The 18,377-nt window shown below is 64.9% G+C and carries 12 protein-coding genes and 1 CRISPR repeat array (1 of these 13 cut by a window edge); of the genes, 10 read left to right on the top strand and 2 right to left on the bottom strand.

Annotated elements, in window-relative coordinates; genetic code table 11:
* Position 1: 1 nt before the first annotated feature.
* The 4 genes from KF838_12200 (at position 2) to KF838_12185 (ending at position 1,958) form a co-directional block, all read left to right on the top strand.
* Positions 2-409 (top strand): hypothetical protein, encoded by a 408-nt coding sequence (locus KF838_12200; protein ID QYK47540.1) that lies wholly within the window; start codon positions 2-4, stop codon positions 407-409.
* A gap of 56 nt (positions 410-465) precedes the next feature.
* Positions 466-864 carry a hypothetical protein gene (locus KF838_12195; GenBank protein ID QYK47539.1) on the top strand — a complete coding sequence of 133 codons (399 nt, stop codon included), beginning with the start codon at positions 466-468 and terminating at the stop codon, positions 862-864.
* Positions 865-934: 70 nt separating this feature from the next.
* Positions 935-1,237, top strand: a complete 303-nt coding sequence (locus KF838_12190) for a hypothetical protein (protein ID QYK47538.1) — start codon at positions 935-937, stop codon at positions 1,235-1,237.
* A 94-nt stretch (positions 1,238-1,331) separates the two neighbouring features.
* Complete coding sequence (locus KF838_12185) at positions 1,332-1,958, top strand: hypothetical protein (protein ID QYK47537.1); 627 nt, start codon at positions 1,332-1,334, stop codon at positions 1,956-1,958.
* A 3-nt stretch (positions 1,959-1,961) separates the two neighbouring features.
* Here the strand turns inward: KF838_12185 and KF838_12180 are convergent, their stop codons facing one another.
* Together KF838_12180 and KF838_12175 are read right to left on the bottom strand one after the other, a co-directional pair.
* Positions 1,962-2,600, bottom strand: a complete 639-nt coding sequence (locus tag KF838_12180; GenBank protein QYK47536.1) for a hypothetical protein — start codon at positions 2,598-2,600, stop codon at positions 1,962-1,964.
* A gap of 347 nt (positions 2,601-2,947) precedes the next feature.
* On the bottom strand, positions 2,948-3,676 hold the full coding sequence (locus KF838_12175; protein QYK47535.1) for a hypothetical protein: 729 nt from the start codon (positions 3,674-3,676) through the stop codon (positions 2,948-2,950).
* A 486-nt stretch (positions 3,677-4,162) separates the two neighbouring features.
* On the opposite strand from KF838_12175, the gene KF838_12170 reads away from it, so the two are divergent.
* From KF838_12170 to cas2, 6 genes are all read left to right on the top strand, one after another.
* A complete protein-coding gene (locus KF838_12170) occupies positions 4,163-5,185 on the top strand; it encodes a hypothetical protein (protein QYK47534.1) in 1,023 nt (340 codons plus the stop codon).
* A gap of 51 nt (positions 5,186-5,236) precedes the next feature.
* Entirely contained in the window at positions 5,237-8,812 is a 3,576-nt protein-coding gene (locus KF838_12165; GenBank protein QYK47533.1) for an amidohydrolase family protein, read from the top strand.
* Positions 8,809-10,170, top strand: coding sequence for an amidohydrolase family protein (locus tag KF838_12160; GenBank protein ID QYK47532.1), 1,362 nt, complete (start codon positions 8,809-8,811; stop codon positions 10,168-10,170). The genes KF838_12165 and KF838_12160 overlap by 4 nt, the downstream gene beginning before the upstream one ends.
* Before the next feature lie 227 nt (positions 10,171-10,397).
* On the top strand, positions 10,398-13,544 hold the full coding sequence (gene cas9 / locus KF838_12155; protein ID QYK47531.1) for a type II CRISPR RNA-guided endonuclease Cas9: 3,147 nt from the start codon (positions 10,398-10,400) through the stop codon (positions 13,542-13,544).
* Positions 13,545-13,551: 7 nt separating this feature from the next.
* A complete protein-coding gene (gene cas1, locus KF838_12150; GenBank protein QYK47530.1) occupies positions 13,552-14,475 on the top strand; it encodes a type II CRISPR-associated endonuclease Cas1 in 924 nt (307 codons plus the stop codon).
* Positions 14,472-14,867, top strand: a complete 396-nt coding sequence (cas2, locus tag KF838_12145) for a CRISPR-associated endonuclease Cas2 (GenBank protein QYK47529.1) — start codon at positions 14,472-14,474, stop codon at positions 14,865-14,867. The genes cas1 and cas2 overlap by 4 nt, the downstream gene beginning before the upstream one ends.
* 49 nt (positions 14,868-14,916) lie before the next feature.
* A CRISPR array of direct repeats spans positions 14,917-18,377; the repeat unit is 36 nt; unit sequence AGTGTACCAGAGCGGCCCTTCGCGGCAGACCACGGC; it runs 205 nt beyond the window's last position.

The following is an 18,377-nucleotide window of genomic DNA, read 5'->3' as shown; positions in this document are numbered from 1 at the left end:
CATGCTGTTGCTTTCACCACGGACAGTGAGTTTCGGCGACTCGACGTGGGCCAACGTCGCGCTCGTGACCATCGACCGCGAGGCCTCGCGTTCGGTGATCGCCTACACGGACACCGGGCCGCATCCGACCTTCGTCGATGCCCCGGAGCAGGTGACGCGGATCAAGATCGTTCAGGAACTCGCTTCTGAGGATCTCGGCGCACCCCGCCCCGGTGAGGTCGGCATGTTCGAGCTCTTCACCTCGCCCACATCGACCAATCGTCCGCGCACGCGCCTCGCGGCCGAAGCGTGCGTCGAGTCGGTCACGCACGAGGTCTCGCTGAAACGCGGCGCGGTCCGCACGATCACGCTCATCGCGCTCTCAACCGACGGCGCCACCGATCCCATCGCGACGGAGCCCTCCGACTGACTCCCTGCGCTTCGTCTCCATGCCTTTGTGCCTTTGTGCCTTCTTGGAGTACCCCCATGCCATCAACCTTCAAGTCGCTCGCGCTCTTTGCAGGCCCCCACCGCTTCGCGCTCGCCAGGCAGGGGCACCTGGTCGTCGCCGACTTTGCGCTCGGCGGCTTTGGGCCGAACTCATACCCGCTTGGCCTGGTCGAGTTGGAGGTCATCGTCACCGGGCGTCTCGTCGCGGCGAGCGAGTCGGCTCTCTGGACGCTCCGCGACGCGATGACTGCGCAACTCCTCGACCCGCCGACACCTGGCACGCTCGTGGATACCCACGGACGCACGTGGGAAGGGATGTCGTTCCACACGTACATCGAGGGTGACCGGACCGATCGCGGGCGGATGCGGTCGATCGCGTATGAGGCCCGCTTCAGACGCTTCAGCGTGCTCGCGTTCTCGCCGCCCGCTTCCTGATCTCGCGCCTTTGCGTGCTTGTGCCTGAGTGCCTTCTCCCTGTGTGCCTTCTGACTTCGCGACTCCTCCCATGGACCCCACCACGATCACATCACTCACGCCCTTCGGAGCCGCGGGGCTCATCGCGTTCCTGTGGCTGACCGAGCGGCGGGCATCGGCTGAGCGTGAGCGACAACTCACGCAGGCGCACGAGCGACTGGTAAGGCAGCGCTCCGAGCTCTCGCTGCTGGTCGGCGTTGTCCGGGAGAACACGCGTGCGCTCACCGCGCTCGAAGCCGCGCTGCGGATGCGATCCGCGGCGAGTTCGGCGCGATCGGTCGAGAACCGTCCGGAGCCGAAGCAGTCCAGGGAGGGACCGGCATCCGCCGCGTGAGAGCGCCGAGCCCGCGGGATCTCCTGTGATGACCTCGGGCAGATCGCTCCCCCGACCGATGACCGTGCCCGGACTCCGATAGACTTGACGCTCCATGACCGCCGCCCATCCATCCCTGTTCGATCTCTTACCCAGCCGGGCACGGTCAGGCGCGCGGTTCTGCGCTGCGCTGATCTCGGGGGCCGCGGCCATGGGCGTGCTCGGCTCTTGCCAGGTCGCCAACCCCATCCGCCCTGTGATCCGAGGCGATGTCGACCCCACGGGCCGGGCGTGGCCCTTCGCGCCGACCGAGCTGCGCGTCTACCCGCTGACGCGCCTCGACCGCGATGAGAGAGGCAGGCCCATCGTCGTTGTGTATCTGGAGACGGTGGACCGCTGGGGGGACTTCTCGAAGGCGATCGGGAACCTCGAACTCCGCCTGTACGCGGGCGATCGCGCCATCGGGTCGGCCGACGACACGCTCGAACTGACGTGGCCGAGCGTGCGCCTCTCGGATCTGGAAGAGAACGCCGCGTGGTACGACCCCGCATCGAAGATGTACCGCTTCACACTCGGCGGGCTCAATCGCTCGGGAACCGCGCTCGGCGCGGCGGAGGCCCTTCTCGCGCGTGGTAACCCCACGCCGCCGACCTCGCGCATCCGCATCATGGCCGTGCTGCGCACAGTCGGGCCGGATGGGCGAGATATCTTCCTGCAGGATTCCTACACCATCGAGCGGTGAGTATCAGGATCGCCGACGGCGCATCGCGATCACGCCCGCGACCCCGGCGAGCGCGAGCCCGCCCGGCGCGGGAACAAAGTCGTACGAGACCGTCACGATCCACTCCGTGCCCGTGATCGCGCCGATGTGTCCGGGCGTCGGCGGCGAGAGCAGGTTCGTGCCGCCGTCGAGCGACAGTGAGATCGAGACCGGGGCCGCGCCCGTGAAGCGATCGAACGCCGAGTCGCCCGGGAGGTAGAGCGTCGGCGGCGCCAGCACCGCGCCCGCGAGCGTCAACCCTGAGAACCACACGCTCTCCATCCCCAGATTGAATTCCTGGACCGTCGAAGTCCGGTCCACGATCGCGATGTCCGTCCCGTCGGAGAACTCAACAAGTGCGCCGAATGACTGGGTCATTGAGACGGGCACCGTGCCGCCGAATGGCGTCGCGGTGGTGAGCTGCGTCCGCGAGAAGCCCATGATGGAGATCGTGACGCTGTTCAGCGGCTGCGAGGCCGAGGGGGGCGCGAAGGGATCGACGGCGATGTCCATCACACGAAGCCCCGACGACCACGGGATCGCGAACTCCTGGGTGATGATGCCGGCGTGGCAGGTCACGGACAGCGCGCCCGCAAGCGCGAGCGATGCGACGGTGCGTTTCATTCCGAGGGCTCCCGAGGTGCGTGCGCAGCGGCGATGCGGGCCGCTGATGGGGGAATATGCAAAGCGAACCGGAGTTCGGCCACCCGTTTTCGGCGAGCGAGCCAAGATTCAGAGATTCGCTCGATGGCGGGCCATCGGCCGCGCAGGGCCTGCGCGACGGAACGACCGCACATACCACTCATATATCTAACGACAAGAACAATGACGCCGCATGCGCTATATGCGTACAAAAGCCAGACTTTCATAGTGTGACGTGCTAACAGCACCGACACCTTCTGCGAACACTCTTTGCCTCAACACCGCACGGGCGAGATTGTTGGTTCGAAGACCAGCCGACCGCCGAAGGCTCACTTGGCTCGCACTTCTCGGATGTCGTGCAGCGTCTTGCTGAGCATCACGTCGAGAGGCCGCCCTCTCCCATCGAGTTCGACTGTCACCGCGTCGACAAAGATCCACTCGCCTCGCTGAGCACGGACATAGAGCCGCAGTCGTTCTCCGTGACGGCACCAACTGTCTGGCGCATTAATCAGGATGCTCTCGGCGTTTGTCGACTCGAAGCCGTCTCGGTCGTTGTACACCCTCACTTGGCCGAACGAGAAGCCATCCAGCGTGCGGAAGTGCAGATTAAACGAGTTCGCTTGCGGAGCCACCATTGGACTCAATGCACCAGCCGCGTTGCTATCCGACGCGCTCGCGCTGCTCGCGCGGTTGCCCACACAGGTCGCGATGATGCCGACCGGCATCATCAGCGCGACGGAAAGCAGCGTGTAGCGCAGCCCCGGCCTGAGCGGGCAACGACGGCGCTTCTTGGTGATGGGCTGAGGAGGCGTGGAAGCGCTCAGAGCCAGTGGGCGTTCGCCGGGCGCGGGCGCACGGCTCGACGTGCGGATGTGCACCGGCGACACCCATGTGACTGTCAAGGACGGACTCAGCGAGCCGACGATCCTCGTCGATGTGGCCGGGGGGTTCGGGTTCGTAAGGCCAGTCGCAGAATGAGCAACGGCGGCTAGCAGCATGGTCGCGATCAGCGTGGAGACGACGATGGATTCGATTGCGGTGGTGCGGCGGCGAGGCATGATGACCTCCTGCATCCGTCGAGCACGCGATCGAGGCGGAGAACGCACACAGACCCGATCACCGCGGCGGGCCATCACGGCGATGGCGCCTCTAATTACTCCATTGAGTCCCGCATCGTGCTCGACTTCGGAACTGCCCTAGGTTGGGCTACTTTATCATAACTGTTTTGCGAGCTTACGGCAAGAATTTTTTCGAGGGCCGCATCACCCGTTCAGATACCGAATATGTGGAAAATTTGCCCATGATGCGGCCTTGGGAGATGCCCCCCCGAACAGTGAGATGCCCTACATTCTCACAAAATGTGAAAAATGCGACAATAATGGTAATGCCAGTGAACAATTTGTTGTGAATGGCGTAGAATGGCACCCTGCGTGATGAGCGTTGCATCGGACGGTTCGCACGCTGGGCGTCGTCGTGCTAACTTCAGTGGGATGGGACTGGGGCAGAGCTGTTGCGGCAGCAAGACATGTCCGGAGAACGAATCAATGGCTGAGACGAGTACGGACGCGAGCGTTTCCGGCGAGATCGTGTCACCACAAGACTTCGCCCGGGGAATCGAGACCTTGATCGCCAATGGCTGGAGCGAGCGAGAGGTAATCTCGCGACTCGGCGTCAGCGATCGCTACTTCCAATATCTCAAGAACCCCGACTACGCCCTCTGGAAGAGTTACGGTCGCAGGGGCGGCGTCAGCGACGGCGTGTCGCGCATTCCGAGAAAGGTCGCGACCCAGTTGGAGTCGCTGCTCAGAGACGGCGCGCGATTTTTCACTCGCATAGAGACCACGCCGCAGGCGGTCGAGCGGATCATCCGCGACATGCGCCAGTCCAAGCCGGGCGACAAGATCTCCGTCGTGACCGCACTCCCGCTCCACGACGCCCACAATTCCGATGTGCGCACTGAGGTTCTCGAGGCCTCGAATCGGGGCGTGAAGTTCGAGTTTCTCTATCCCGAAGTGTCATGGATCCACCGCCTGTTCACTGAGGCGAACCAGGAGGATTGCGAGCACTCATCCAATATCATTGATGTGTTGAACTGCCTTGTGCCCGAGAACCCGAGAACATCGTACCTCGAACTGATGTCTTGCCTCCTGCTCGAAGCCAGGATTCGAGATATCCAGAAGCCCTCGGGCCTGGGCCTGAGCTTTGTAGAGACGCTTCGAGAGAATGTGCGAGTCGACGAGATCACATGGTTCTTCATGCAGCCGCACGAGAAACTCTCGATCGTGAAACGCCACGGGCAGACCATCGCGTGCGTTCGAGAGGCGCTTATCCTGAGCAGCCAGGAGAATCTCGCTGCAGTGACAAGCAACAAATACTCCTGGCGCGTCACCGACGTTCTTTCCGAATCGCGGGCGCTTGAGATGTGCTTCTCCCAGCCGCGCAAGACCTGTATCCCGTGGGACGACGCGATGGAGATCGCGTTCACGCAGTACTCCAGGTCTGCGAGGGCAAAGAAGCAGGCCCCCGGAACCCGGGTCCCCCGAAAGCCAGCGTCGTCGCGGGTGTAGTCTCCCGAGCGGCCTGCACCTTCTGCCCGCACGATCTGTACTCTAGTGACCATGCCCACCCACCCCTTCCCGCCGCCTCGCGCGAGCCGCGCTGTCCGTCACCTCACACGAATCCTATCGATCGGAGTCGTATCGCTGAGTGCGACCACTGCATGCGGCGTCACGACCGCCCAGCCGACGGGCACATCGCCGCTCCTTCCCAAGCCGGAGTCGGTCCGTGATGCGCGTCCCACGCGGCACGCGATCACGAACGCGACGGTGCATGTCTCGCCGACGCAGACGCTCGAGCGCGCGACCGTTATCGTGAAAGACGGGCTGATTGATCGCGTGGTCACGGGAGATGCGGACGCGGAGGCCCTGGCGGGAAGCCGCGTGTGGGACGGGAGCGGTCTGCACGTCTATGCGGGGTTCATCGAGCCGTTCCTTGAGGTCGAGGTGCCCGCGCCCGACCGGAGCGCGCCGGGTGTGCATCAGAACCCCAACGTCGTTCCCCAGCGGAGCGCGCTCGACGGTGTGGGCATGGACGCGGAGACACGCAAGACCCTGCGCGGGCTCGGCTTCACGAGCGCGGCGATCGCGCCCCTGCGTGGGAACCTGCGCGGCGCGGCGGCGCTGGTCTCCGTCGGCGATGTCCCCACCGAGGCGAGCGCGGATCGTCCGCCCGTCTACAGGAAAGCCATCTATCAGGCGGCGTCGATCAAGTCGGGTGAGGCGGGGTTCCGCGTCTACCCGTCGAGCCAGATGGGTGCGATCGCGCTCGTGAGGCAGACGCTTCTGGACGCGGACCACCGCGCGGATCAGCTGAAGCGCGGCGTCTCGACAGACCCCTGGTCGTGTCTCGACGCGCTCGCGGACAAGAGTGTGCCGCTGGCGTTCGATGTGGAGCACGAGCTGGAGTCGCTCCGCGCAGCGAAGATCGGGCAGGAGTTCGGCAGACCGACGATCCTGATCGGATCCGGCAATGAGTACAAGCGTCTGGATGCGATCGCGGCCAACGGCAACCCGACGATCATCCCGCTTCGCTTCCCGAGAACGCCGCAGGTGGACTCGATCTCAAAGGCGGATGAGATCGACCTGCGCGACCTGATGTCGTGGGAGCAGCATCCGACGAACCCGAGGCGATTGGACGAGAAGGGGCTGCTGGTCGCGCTGACGTCGAGCGAGCTGGAGTCGCGTCGCGACTTTGCCGGCAACCTGCGCAAGGCGATCAACCACGGACTGAAAGAGGATCGCGCCTTGGCGATGCTGACGACCAACCCCGCAAAGATGCTGGGCGCCGACGCGATGCTCGGAACGGTCGAGAAGGGGAAGGTCGCGAACCTGATCGTGGCCGACGGGCCGATCTTCGCGAAGAAGTCGAAGATCCGCGACGTGTGGGTGGACGGCGTGCGTTACGAGATCACGCCGGAGACGCCCAAAGGCATCGCGGGGACGTGGGATTACACGTTCGGGATGGGGGAGTCGTTCGACGGCGCGATCATCGTCGAGGTCGGCGACGACGGGAAGGTGAGCGTCAAGAACGAGGAGAAGGCGGACGCGGAAGGAAAGAAATCGGGTGGCGAGCGTGCCCGGAACGTCGCGTACCGGAACGGTGTGCTGTCGTATGTCGTGGACATCACGGAGGGCACCGAGACATCCTCCATCGTCGTGACGGCGACGCTGATCGGCGATGGGATCGTTGGAAGAGTGATGATCCCAGGCGTCGGCACGATGCCCTTTACCGGCTCCAGACGCGCCGGCAATGCCGAGACCGCGAAGACCCCCGCTCAGAAGATCGCGGGCACATGGATGGTGACCGAAGCGGATGGAAGGCCCGTGCTCCCCGATGCGCCCGACCTGCCGCGCGCGGAGATCACCGACAAGGGCGAGATGACGATCCACATCGGCGAGGCCAGGAGCGTCGCGACCGACGTGGTCATCGAAGAGGGGAAGATCTCGTTCGCCTACGAGAACGGGCCCTTCGGCGAGCCCGGCATCGTGAGGGACACTGCGACGATCTCGAACGACGAGATGGTCGGCCGGTCGATCATGCCGGATGGGACGGTCCACACATGGAAGGCCCGCAAGAAAGCGTCGGACGATGAGGAGAAGCCCGCGGAGACGCCCGACCTTCCGGGATATCCCTTCGGGCCGTTCGCGATCAGAGAGATGCCCGCGCAGGGGAACGTCGCGATCACCAACGCGACGGTCTGGACGAGCGCGGATGCCGGGATCATCGAGAACGGCGCGGTGCTCTTCTCGGGCGGGAAGATCGTGTACGTCGGGCCGAGCGCGTCGATGCCGCGCTTCGACGACTCGTACACCGTCATCGACGCGACGGGCAAGCACGTGACGCCCGGGCTGATCGACTGCCACTCGCACACCGGGCTCTTCCGCTGGGGCGTCAACGAGTTCGCGACCAACATCACCTCGGAGTGCGCCATCGGCGACACGACCGATCCCGACACGATCAACTGGTACCGCCAGCTGGCGGGCGGGCTTGTCGCTGCGAACCAGTTGCACGGCTCGGCGAATCCGATCGGCGGCCAGAGCCAGACCCTCAAGCTCCGCTGGGGCGTGAGGCACCCGGACGACATGCACGTCGAGGATGCCAAGCCCGGCATCAAGTTCGCGCTGGGCGAGAACGTCAAGCAGTCAAACTCGGGACAGGGGAGCACCAGATACCCGCAGACGCGCATGGGCGTCGAGGCGATCCTGCGGGATCGCTTCCAACAGGCCAAGGAGTACGGCGAGGCGTGGACGAAGTGGAACGCGAGCGGCGGGTCGGACAAGCCCGGCACCGCGCCGCGCCGCGACCTCCAACTCGAGGCCCTCTGGGAGATCCTGCGCGGCGATCGCCTCGTTCACTGCCACAGCTACCGGCAGGATGAGATCCTGATGCTCTGTCGCGTCGCGAAGGACTTCGGCTTTCGTATCGGCACCTTCCAGCATGTGCTGGAAGGGTACAAGGTCGCGGAGGCGATCAAGGAGGTCGCGATCGGCGCTTCGGCATTCAGCGACTGGTGGAACTTCAAGGTCGAGGTGCAGGACGCGATCCCCTACAACGGCGCGCTCATGCACTTTGCCGGCGTGAACGTCTCGTTCAACAGCGACGACGACCAGCTCGCGACGCACATGAACATCGAGGCGGCCAAGGCCGTTCGCTACGGGAACGTGCCCCCCGCCGAGGCCCTCAAGTTCATCACCATCAACCCGGCGAAGCAACTCATGATCGACGGGCGGACCGGCTCGCTCGAGGTCGGCAAGGACGCGGATGTCGTCATCTGGTCGCGCGATCCGCTGACCGCCACGGCCCGCGCCGAGGCGACGTATGTCGACGGACGCGAGATGTTCTCGCTCGCGAGGGATGCGGAGCTGCAGCGGCACGCCGCGGCAGAGCGCACGCGGCTCATCAAGAAGATCCTCGCGCTCGACGCCAAGCCGAAGAAGCCCGACGGCGAGAGCGCGGACGCGCAGGCGGCGGGCGGGCCTCCGGGCGGCGGCAGACGGCGCGGACCCCGCCCCGAGACGATGAACGAGTACACGGCGGGCATGTGGGGCGTCGGCTCCACCGCAGGCGATTGCGGCATGATGCAGATGGACGCGCTGATCCGGTATGAGGACGGCGTTGCGGGAGGTGCGCGATGAGAACCAACACGATCATCAAGAGAACACTGGCGATCGTGGCGGGCGGGGCGATCGCCGCCGCGGCGTGCGCGCAGGACCTGGGCATCAAGGCCCCGCCCCAGAACCGCCCCATCGCGATCACCAAGGCGACGATCCATCCGGTGAGCGGCCCGTCGATCCCGAACGGCCACGTGCTGTTCGAGAAGGGCAGGATCACGTCGGTCGGACCCGGCGACGGCGTGCTGCCGCTCGGCACGCTCGTGATCGAGGCGAAGGGCAAGCACGTCTATCCCGGCCTCTTCGGCGCGTACTCGCAGATGGGTCTGTCGGAGATCGGCTCGATCCGCGCCACGGAGGACCATCGCGAGACGGGCGGCACAACGCCGGAGGTCTACGCCGCGGTCGCTGTCAATCCCGACTCGACGCTGATCCCTGTCACCCGTGCGAACGGCATCCTGCTGCAGGGCGTCTTCCCGACGGGCGGGTTGATCCCCGGGCGTGTGAGCGTGATGCAGATGGAGGGGTGGACCTACGAGGACATGACCGTCGACGCGGATGTCGGGCTGGTCGTGGGCTTCCCGCAGACGCGTCAGGGGCAGAACATCTTCGGGCGCGCGGACGAGGCCGCGCAGCGTCGCCTGGACGAGGCGTTCGACGCGCTCGAGGACCTGTTCAAGCGCAGCCGCACGTACCGTGAGCTGCGCGCGAGGGACGGAGCCGCGCCGGTGGATGCACGGCTGGAGGGTGTGCTGGGCGTGCTGCCCGAGGCGGGTGAGAGCGGCGGCACGCAGAATCCCGTCTATCTGATGGTGAACGAGGTGGAGCAGATCGAGGCCGCGGTGCGTTGGGCGGTCGAGCGGAAGCTGCGGCCCGTCATCGTCGGCGGGCGCGACGCGCACCTTGTGACCGATCTTCTCAAGAAGCATGATGTGCCGGTGATCATCGTCGCGACGCATAAGTTCCCCAAGCGCACCGACTCTCCTTATAACGAGGCGTATACGCAGCCCGCGCTGCTGGAGAAGGCGGGCGTCCGCTGGGCGATCGCCAGCGGCGAGGAGACCCCGCACGAGCGCAACCTCCCCTACCACGTCGCGCAGGCGCTGGCCCACGGCGAGCCGATGGGGCTGACGCACGACGCGGCGGTTCGCAGCGTGACGCTCACGCCGGCGCAGATCCTCGGTGTGTCGGGGCGCGTCGGCTCGTTGGAGATCGGCAAGGACGCGACGCTGATCGTGACCGATGGCGACCCGCTGGAGGTCCGCACGCACACGGAGATGGCGTTCATCCAGGGCAAGACGCTCGACATGAACACCAAGCACACCGCGCTCTACAAGAAGTACCTGGAGAAGTACCGGCAGTTGGGGTTGATCCGGAGGTAGGGAAGCGACGGAGGCACTGGGGCACCACGAGCGTGAGCGAGTGGTGTCTCGTCCTGAATGCTCCAGAGACATCGCCAATAAGAAACGCCCATTGATGGGCGTTCGTGGGAGGCCCGCAGACCTTGCCCCGCGCGGATTTCCTTACCGTGATAAGACGGAAGGGCCGCTCTGGTACACTACTGCTATATTAGTTGATGCGCTGTGTCGCAGTCAAGCGGGAGGAACGCATGAACGGGTACAAGGACAGCTTATGGGTCCTCGGCATCGACTTGGGGGTTGCGTCGATCGGTTGGTCTGTTGTCGGTCTCGACTCGACCGGCGTGCCGAAGCAGGTCGTGAGGACGGGCTCCCATCTCTTTGAGCCAGGAACCGACGGGACCGACCTCGATCGGCTTCGGGGAGCGGATCAGCCACGCAACACCGCGAGGCGTACCGCTCGACAGCAACGCAGGCAGGCCTGGCGACGGTGGCGACGCAAGCGAGCACTGATACAGGCACTGGTCAGGCACGGCTTGCTCCCGCAGCCCGACACCGAACTCCGTACGGCCGATGATGTATGCCGCTTTCTCGGCAATCTCGACCGACAGATCATGCCGCGATGGGTCGGTACTCATGATGATCAACAGCGGTGGACATACCGCATCCGCGCTGCCGCAGCGATCCGTGAGATAGATCGGCTCGACTTCGGACGCGCCATCTACCAACTCGGCCAGCGTCGTGGATTCAAGTCGAACCGGCGTGCCGATGCCCGAGCGAAAGCAGATGAGAAGAGCAAGGTGAAGGCCGCCATCGGGGACCTCGCCATCAAGATCGCGGCTCACGATCCCCCCACGCTCGGCGCCTACCTCGCATCTCTGACGCCAGACGAGGTGAGGATCCGGCATCGCTGGACCGGTCGCGAGATGTACGAGCAGGAGTTTGATGCGATCTGGCAGAAACAGCAGTCGCATCTCGGACTTTCGGAGGATGCACGCAAGGAGATCCGCCGGGCGTTGTTCTGGCAAAGGCCCCTCAAGAGCCAGAAGCACACGATCGGCAGGTGCAGTCTGATTCCGACGGAGCGTCGCGCCCCGATCGCGTCTCGTGATTTCCAATCATTTCGCATCCTTCAGGCCGTAAACAACGTCGAAGTATCAGAGAACGATGCTCCCGCGCGGTCGCTCACGCAAGATGAGCGTCGCGCTCTCATCACGATTCTTGAGCGGGCCGGTGACACGAAGGCCACACAGGCGAAGAAGGCCCTCGCTCTCGGCAAGCGAAGCAGGTTCAATATCGAAGACGATGGCGAGAAAGAGATCATCGGCAACCGCACTGATGCCAAGCTCCGCGACGTGATCGGCGAGGGCTTCGATTCCTTGCCTGAAGAGACTCGGGACGCGCTTGTCCACGACCTTCGATCACTCCGTACGCCGGAAGCATGCCAGAGGCGCATGGCCCGGCACTACGGATTCTCGCAGGAGCAGGCCGCGGCACTGAGTGCGATCGAGCTCGAAGAGGGTTACGCATCTCTCTCCCTCAAGGCCATCGCCCGTCTGATGCCACACATGCGCGAGGGTGTCACGTATGCCGAAGCGCGAAAGCGAGAGTTCCCAGAGTCATTCAGGGCTGTTGAATCTGCGGACTCACTGCCTCCGGTCACCGACGCGTTCGAGGACCTGCGCAATCCTGGCGTCATCCGCGCGCTCACGGAACTCCGCAAGCTCGTGAACGCACTGGTACGAGAGCACGGCAAGCCGGCTCGAATCAGGATCGAGCTCGCGCGAGAGCTCAAGCACGGCGCCCATCGTCGCGAACAGATCCACAGGACGAACACCGCACGCGCCAAGCATCGCGATGGCATCGCCAAACAGATCGAGAAAGAGGCCCATATCAGCCGCCCATCGCGCGAAGACATCGAGAAGGTGCTTCTCGCGGACGAATGCGGCTGGCGCTGCCCATACACAGGCAGGCAGATCGAGTGGCGCACGCTCTTCGGCGCAAGTGCCCAGTTCCACATCGAGCACATCTGGCCGCGATCCCGCTCGCTCGACGACAGCTTCCTCAACAAGACGCTCTGCTACCACGAGGAGAACATCGCGAGAAAGCACAACCGCACACCGTTTGAGGCCTATGGCGCCGACGATGGACGTTACGGCGAGATCATCGAGCGCGTCAGTGCATTCAAGGGCGACCTCCGGACCCGCAGAGCGAAACTCGAACGCTTCCTCGCACAGGAGATTCCCGAGGGGTTCACCAATCGCCACCTCAGCGACACGCGATACATCGCCAAACTCGCAGCGGACTACCTCGCCCTGCTCTACGGCGGCCGAAGCGACCTTGAGGGCAATCTACGCATACAGGCTACGAGCGGCGGACTGACCGCGTGGCTCCGCACCGGCTGGGGTCTCTCCGGACTGCTCGGCGACACACCGGATAAGAATCGTGACGACCACAGGCATCATGCGATCGACGCGATCGTCATCGGGCTTACCGATGGGCGAGCCGTTCAACTGCTCCAGCGTGCCGCGGCGAGCGCGGACGCCCGCTTCGCCCGACGTGCGTTCGACGCGGTGGATGAGCCGCTGCCCGGACTCCGCGATCAGGTTGAGCGGCTGATCTCATCCGTGATCGTCTCGAATCAGATCTCGAAGCGTGCCCGAGGCGCGTTGCACGAAGCGACGATCTACAGCAAGCCCATTGGTGCGAAGCACCGAGTCCGGAAAGAACTCCAGAAACTCACTCCAAAGGATATCGAAGAGGGGCGGCTGGTCGACAAGAGAGCGCTCGCCGCGATCCGGGCAAAGCTCACTGAACTCGGACGACCGGATCCGACACCGCAGCAACTCTCGCAGATCTTCGCCGTTCCGGAGAACGCACCGATGGTCCGAGGGTACGACGGGCGCATGGTCCCCCTTCGGCGTGTCCGCGTCGAAGTCGATGCCAAGCCGGATCGGATCGGGAAGGGATCGCAGGAGCGGTACGTCAAACTCGGCAGCAACCACCACACGGAAGTGTGGGAGGTGACAGACGAGAAGGGGCGCACACGCTGGGAGCACACGCCTGTCACGCTCATGGAAGCCCACCGCCGCAAGGCGGCGAAACAGCCGATCGTCTGCCGCGACGGCGGGGAAGGGCGAAGGTTCCTCTTCTCGCTCGCGAAGGGCGAGCACATCGAGATGGATGATCCGAGAGGCCCGGCGACGCGTCGCGTCTTTCGTGTCCTCTCCATCAGTGAGGGGGACATCGAGGTCCTGCCAACCCATGATGCAAGACCATCACCGCAGCGGCAACGCGAGCGGATTCGTATCAGGGGTTCGGGCGATTCTATGCGCAAGCTCGCTGCTAGCAAAGTACTCGTGACCTATCTCGGCGAGATCCGCCGAGCCAATGACTGAGCGGCATATGGGTTCAGGCGCCGAACGCATCCTCGACTTCTCCAACGATGGGGCGTACCTCAGCGTGCGGTACGGCCAACTCATCGTCAAGCGCGAAGGGATGCCGGACCTCTCCACGCCGCTGGCTGAGATCGCCGCGTTGATTCTCGCCAACGCGCGCGTGACATGCACGCAATCCGTGCTCTCCGGGCTGATGGCCGAGGGCGCTGCGGTGCTTGTCTGCGACGATTCGATGCTCCCCAACGGCTTGATGCTCCCGCTCTCAGCCAACACGCTCCAGACCGAGCGGATGATCGCGCAGGCCTCCGTGACGGAGCCACGAAAGAAGCGGATCTGGCAGTCCATCGTGCGGGCCAAGATCATGGCCCAGGCATCGCTGCTCCAGATTCGGATCGGCGATGACGGCGGCCTGCTCGCAATCGCGGCAGGGGTGCGATCGGGCGATGCCGGGAACGCCGAAGCGCACGCCGCACAACGCTACTGGCCGCGCCTCTTCGGAGATTCGAACTTTCGGCGCCGGCGTGATGCACCGGACCAGAACCGTCTCTTGAACTACGGCTACGCCGTGGTCCGGGCCGCGGTCGGTCGCGCGATCTGCGCCAATGGGCTTCACCCCTCGCTCGGGGTCTGCCACCACGGGCGGTCAAACCCGTACTGCCTCGCCGATGATCTCATGGAACCGTGGCGCGTGATGATCGACGATGCCGTCGCCGAGATCGTCGGTCAGCACGGACCGGGCGTGGAACTCGATGCACACACAAAGCAGCAGATCATCGGTGTGCTCCACGAACGACTCACGCACGAGGGAGAATCCAGAACGGTGATGGACTGGATCGGACGCTCCGCGGCCTCTCTCGGTCGCGCGTTCTGTAGCGATGACGATGTGTCCAAGCTCCGTGTGTTCTTTCCTGACGGGCTGGTGCGATCGTGAGAAGGAGGCGGAATCGCAGCGCGAAGCATGCTGAACCGCGCTTCACGCCAGACGATGAGTATCCGCTGTTCTCGGGGTATCGTGCGATGTGGCTCTTTGCGATGTTCGACCTTCCCGTCGTCACAAAGGCAGAGAAGAAGCGGGCGGCGCGATTCCGGCGCGACCTGCTCCTGCGCGGGTTCACGATGCTCCAGTTCTCCGTGTATGCTCGCCATTGCTCGAGCGAGGAGTTCGCCGATGGGATCAAGGCAGAAGTGCGAAGTGTGCTGCCCGATCACGGACAGGTCCGGCTCGTCGCGATCACCGATCGCCAGTTCGGAAAGATGGAGGTCTACCGCGGCAAAAGTGCGGGTCCGGCAGAGGAACCACCTCCCCAACTCATGCTTTTCTAGCCGTGACCCTGTCGTAAGTCTTGCTTGCAGAAGACATTCCGATCAGGGTAGTGTACCAGAGCGGCCCTTCGCGGCAGACCACGGCGCCGTACAGGACGGGCTCGGCACGCTCCACAGTGTACCAGAGCGGCCCTTCGCGGCAGACCACGGCGCCGCATGACCACGCTCGCCGCTCGCCCTGAGTGTACCAGAGCGGCCCTTCGCGGCAGACCACGGCCATGGCGGTCATCGCCTGCACATCGATCATAGTGTACCAGAGCGGCCCTTCGCGGCAGACCACGGCATGTTCAGCACGTCGCCGATCACGCGGGGGAGTGTACCAGAGCGGCCCTTCGCGGCAGACCACGGCAAGGTCGGACACCGGCAACGCAAGCGCACGAGTGTACCAGAGCGGCCCTTCGCGGCAGACCACGGCACGAGACGCTCGCGGCGTTGCTGCAATCGCAGTGTACCAGAGCGGCCCTTCGCGGCAGACCACGGCACAGGCGGGCTGCGGCTCCACCCACCCCGGAGTGTACCAGAGCGGCCCTTCGCGGCAGACCACGGCAACTCGGGGATGATGTCGATGCCGCAATGGAGTGTACCAGAGCGGCCCTTCGCGGCAGACCACGGCATGTTCAGCACGTCGCCGATCACGCGGGGGAGTGTACCAGAGCGGCCCTTCGCGGCAGACCACGGCGACTGGACGTACCTGCTTGCAAACCGGCAGAGTGTACCAGAGCGGCCCTTCGCGGCAGACCACGGCCCCGAGACCATCGCGGGGCTGAGTGATGCCAGTGTACCAGAGCGGCCCTTCGCGGCAGACCACGGCGTCAGCACCAAAGCACCGCGAACCGCTACCAGTGTACCAGAGCGGCCCTTCGCGGCAGACCACGGCTGGCCACCTTCATCCGCCTTCTCGACTACGAGTGTACCAGAGCGGCCCTTCGCGGCAGACCACGGCGGTGGCATCTCAATCTCGATCCTCGGGTTTAGTGTACCAGAGCGGCCCTTCGCGGCAGACCACGGCACCGACAACGGCGTGCATTCTGCATACTGCAGTGTACCAGAGCGGCCCTTCGCGGCAGACCACGGCGCTCGTAATCACCTTCCGTCCGACGCTGGCAGTGTACCAGAGCGGCCCTTCGCGGCAGACCACGGCCCAAAGCCGCTCAGGTGGCGATTCAGGCGGAGTGTACCAGAGCGGCCCTTCGCGGCAGACCACGGCGCAAACTCTGCCCCGCCCGTCCGTACATACAGTGTACCAGAGCGGCCCTTCGCGGCAGACCACGGCCTCCACGCGGTTCGTGCCGGGCGCGTTTCCAGTGTACCAGAGCGGCCCTTCGCGGCAGACCACGGCGTCATCGCTGGGGCTCAACCTTGCGGAACTAGTGTACCAGAGCGGCCCTTCGCGGCAGACCACGGCGAGTTTGCCGTCGGTATCGACCTTGACGGAAGTGTACCAGAGCGGCCCTTCGCGGCAGACCACGGCGACGGGAACGCGAGTGCATCGTGTCGGGTCAGTGTACCAGAGCGGCCCTTCGCGGCAGACCACGGCGTGATCGCCTCGCTTGTTCGACATCCATACAGTGTACCAGAGCGGCCCTTCGCGGCAGACCACGGCATTGCCCCGATGCCGTATGACTCCGTGACGAGTGTACCAGAGCGGCCCTTCGCGGCAGACCACGGCAACAGAGCCGAAACCATCATCGCGAACATGAGTGTACCAGAGCGGCCCTTCGCGGCAGACCACGGCGGGCGTTCACGCGCTTCCGCGATGATCCGGAGTGTACCAGAGCGGCCCTTCGCGGCAGACCACGGCCTCTCGACCACACCTACGCCGTAGCCGAAAAGTGTACCAGAGCGGCCCTTCGCGGCAGACCACGGCTCGTCGCCGGACACGCCGCCGAGCGAGCGGAGTGTACCAGAGCGGCCCTTCGCGGCAGACCACGGCCACTTCTTCCACCCGCCCGAACATCTCCGCAGTGTACCAGAGCGGCCCTTCGCGGCAGACCACGGCAAAAGCACTTGGCCGCGCAGGCGCAAACTCAGTGTACCAGAGCGGCCCTTCGCGGCAGACCACGGCGTTCTGGACTCAACGGTCCTGCCAGGACGCAGTGTACCAGAGCGGCCCTTCGCGGCAGACCACGGCGGAAGTACACGATCGTGGGTGCTGGCGACAAGTGTACCAGAGCGGCCCTTCGCGGCAGACCACGGCAGCGGGTCGCACGGGTATCTCTTGGACATCAGTGTACCAGAGCGGCCCTTCGCGGCAGACCACGGCCAAATTATTACGAACCGATCAACGGTGCAAAGTGTACCAGAGCGGCCCTTCGCGGCAGACCACGGCTTTCTGGGCGAACAAAAGGATTTGCTTCGAAGTGTACCAGAGCGGCCCTTCGCGGCAGACCACGGCCGCCAGATGGGGCGGCCGTGCGGCTTGTCGAGTGTACCAGAGCGGCCCTTCGCGGCAGACCACGGCCGCTGCTATCGGTTGGTGGACCTGGCGAGAAGTGTACCAGAGCGGCCCTTCGCGGCAGACCACGGCATCGCGGCCTGACATGCGAAGACTACTCGCAGTGTACCAGAGCGGCCCTTCGCGGCAGACCACGGCGATCCCCGGATCGTCGTAGGTGCCTGTAGGAGTGTACCAGAGCGGCCCTTCGCGGCAGACCACGGCCACGATCATCGATCGCCGATTCGGGCCTCTAGTGTACCAGAGCGGCCCTTCGCGGCAGACCACGGCAGCGGCGTGGCGACAAGCCGGCACCGACGAAGTGTACCAGAGCGGCCCTTCGCGGCAGACCACGGCGAACGCGCGTAGCCACTCACGCGGCACGTCAGTGTACCAGAGCGGCCCTTCGCGGCAGACCACGGCGGTACACTCTTCGCGCTTGTTGTAGATCGTAGTGTACCAGAGCGGCCCTTCGCGGCAGACCACGGCGAACGCGCGTAGCCACTCACGCGGCACGTCAGTGTACCAGAGCGGCCCTTCGCGGCAGACCACGGCACCGTTGTTGCGGCATCGCCGCGAGGCCGCAGTGTACCAGAGCGGCCCTTCGCGGCAGACCACGGCTTTCGTGAAGCAGGGCATCGAATCAGACGCAGTGTACCAGAGCGGCCCTTCGCGGCAGACCACGGCTGGGGCATGAAGTCAACACGAGGATTCGGCAGTGTACCAGAGCGGCCCTTCGCGGCAGACCACGGCGCGGAGTAGCGTCAGATGTGATCGCTGCTGAGTGTACCAGAGCGGCCCTTCGCGGCAGACCACGGCCACTCGACGCGCCCGTTGACGACCGGGCCGAGTGTACCAGAGCGGCCCTTCGCGGCAGACCACGGCGTCCGACTTTCCGAATCATGTCCGAGCGGAAGTGTACCAGAGCGGCCCTTCGCGGCAGACCACGGCCCTTCGGGGGTGGTGCGCTGCTGGCGATCGAGTGTACCAGAGCGGCCCTTCGCGGCAGACCACGGCCTCCTCGATCCGCTGCCGCACCCCCTGCATAGTGTACCAGAGCGGCCCTTCGCGGCAGA

Source organism: Phycisphaeraceae bacterium (assembly GCA_019454185.1).
Taxonomy (GTDB): domain Bacteria; phylum Planctomycetota; class Phycisphaerae; order Phycisphaerales; family UBA1924; genus JAHBWV01.
Note: the sequence above shows the minus strand (reverse complement) of the source record. Positions and strands in the feature narration are given on the sequence as shown.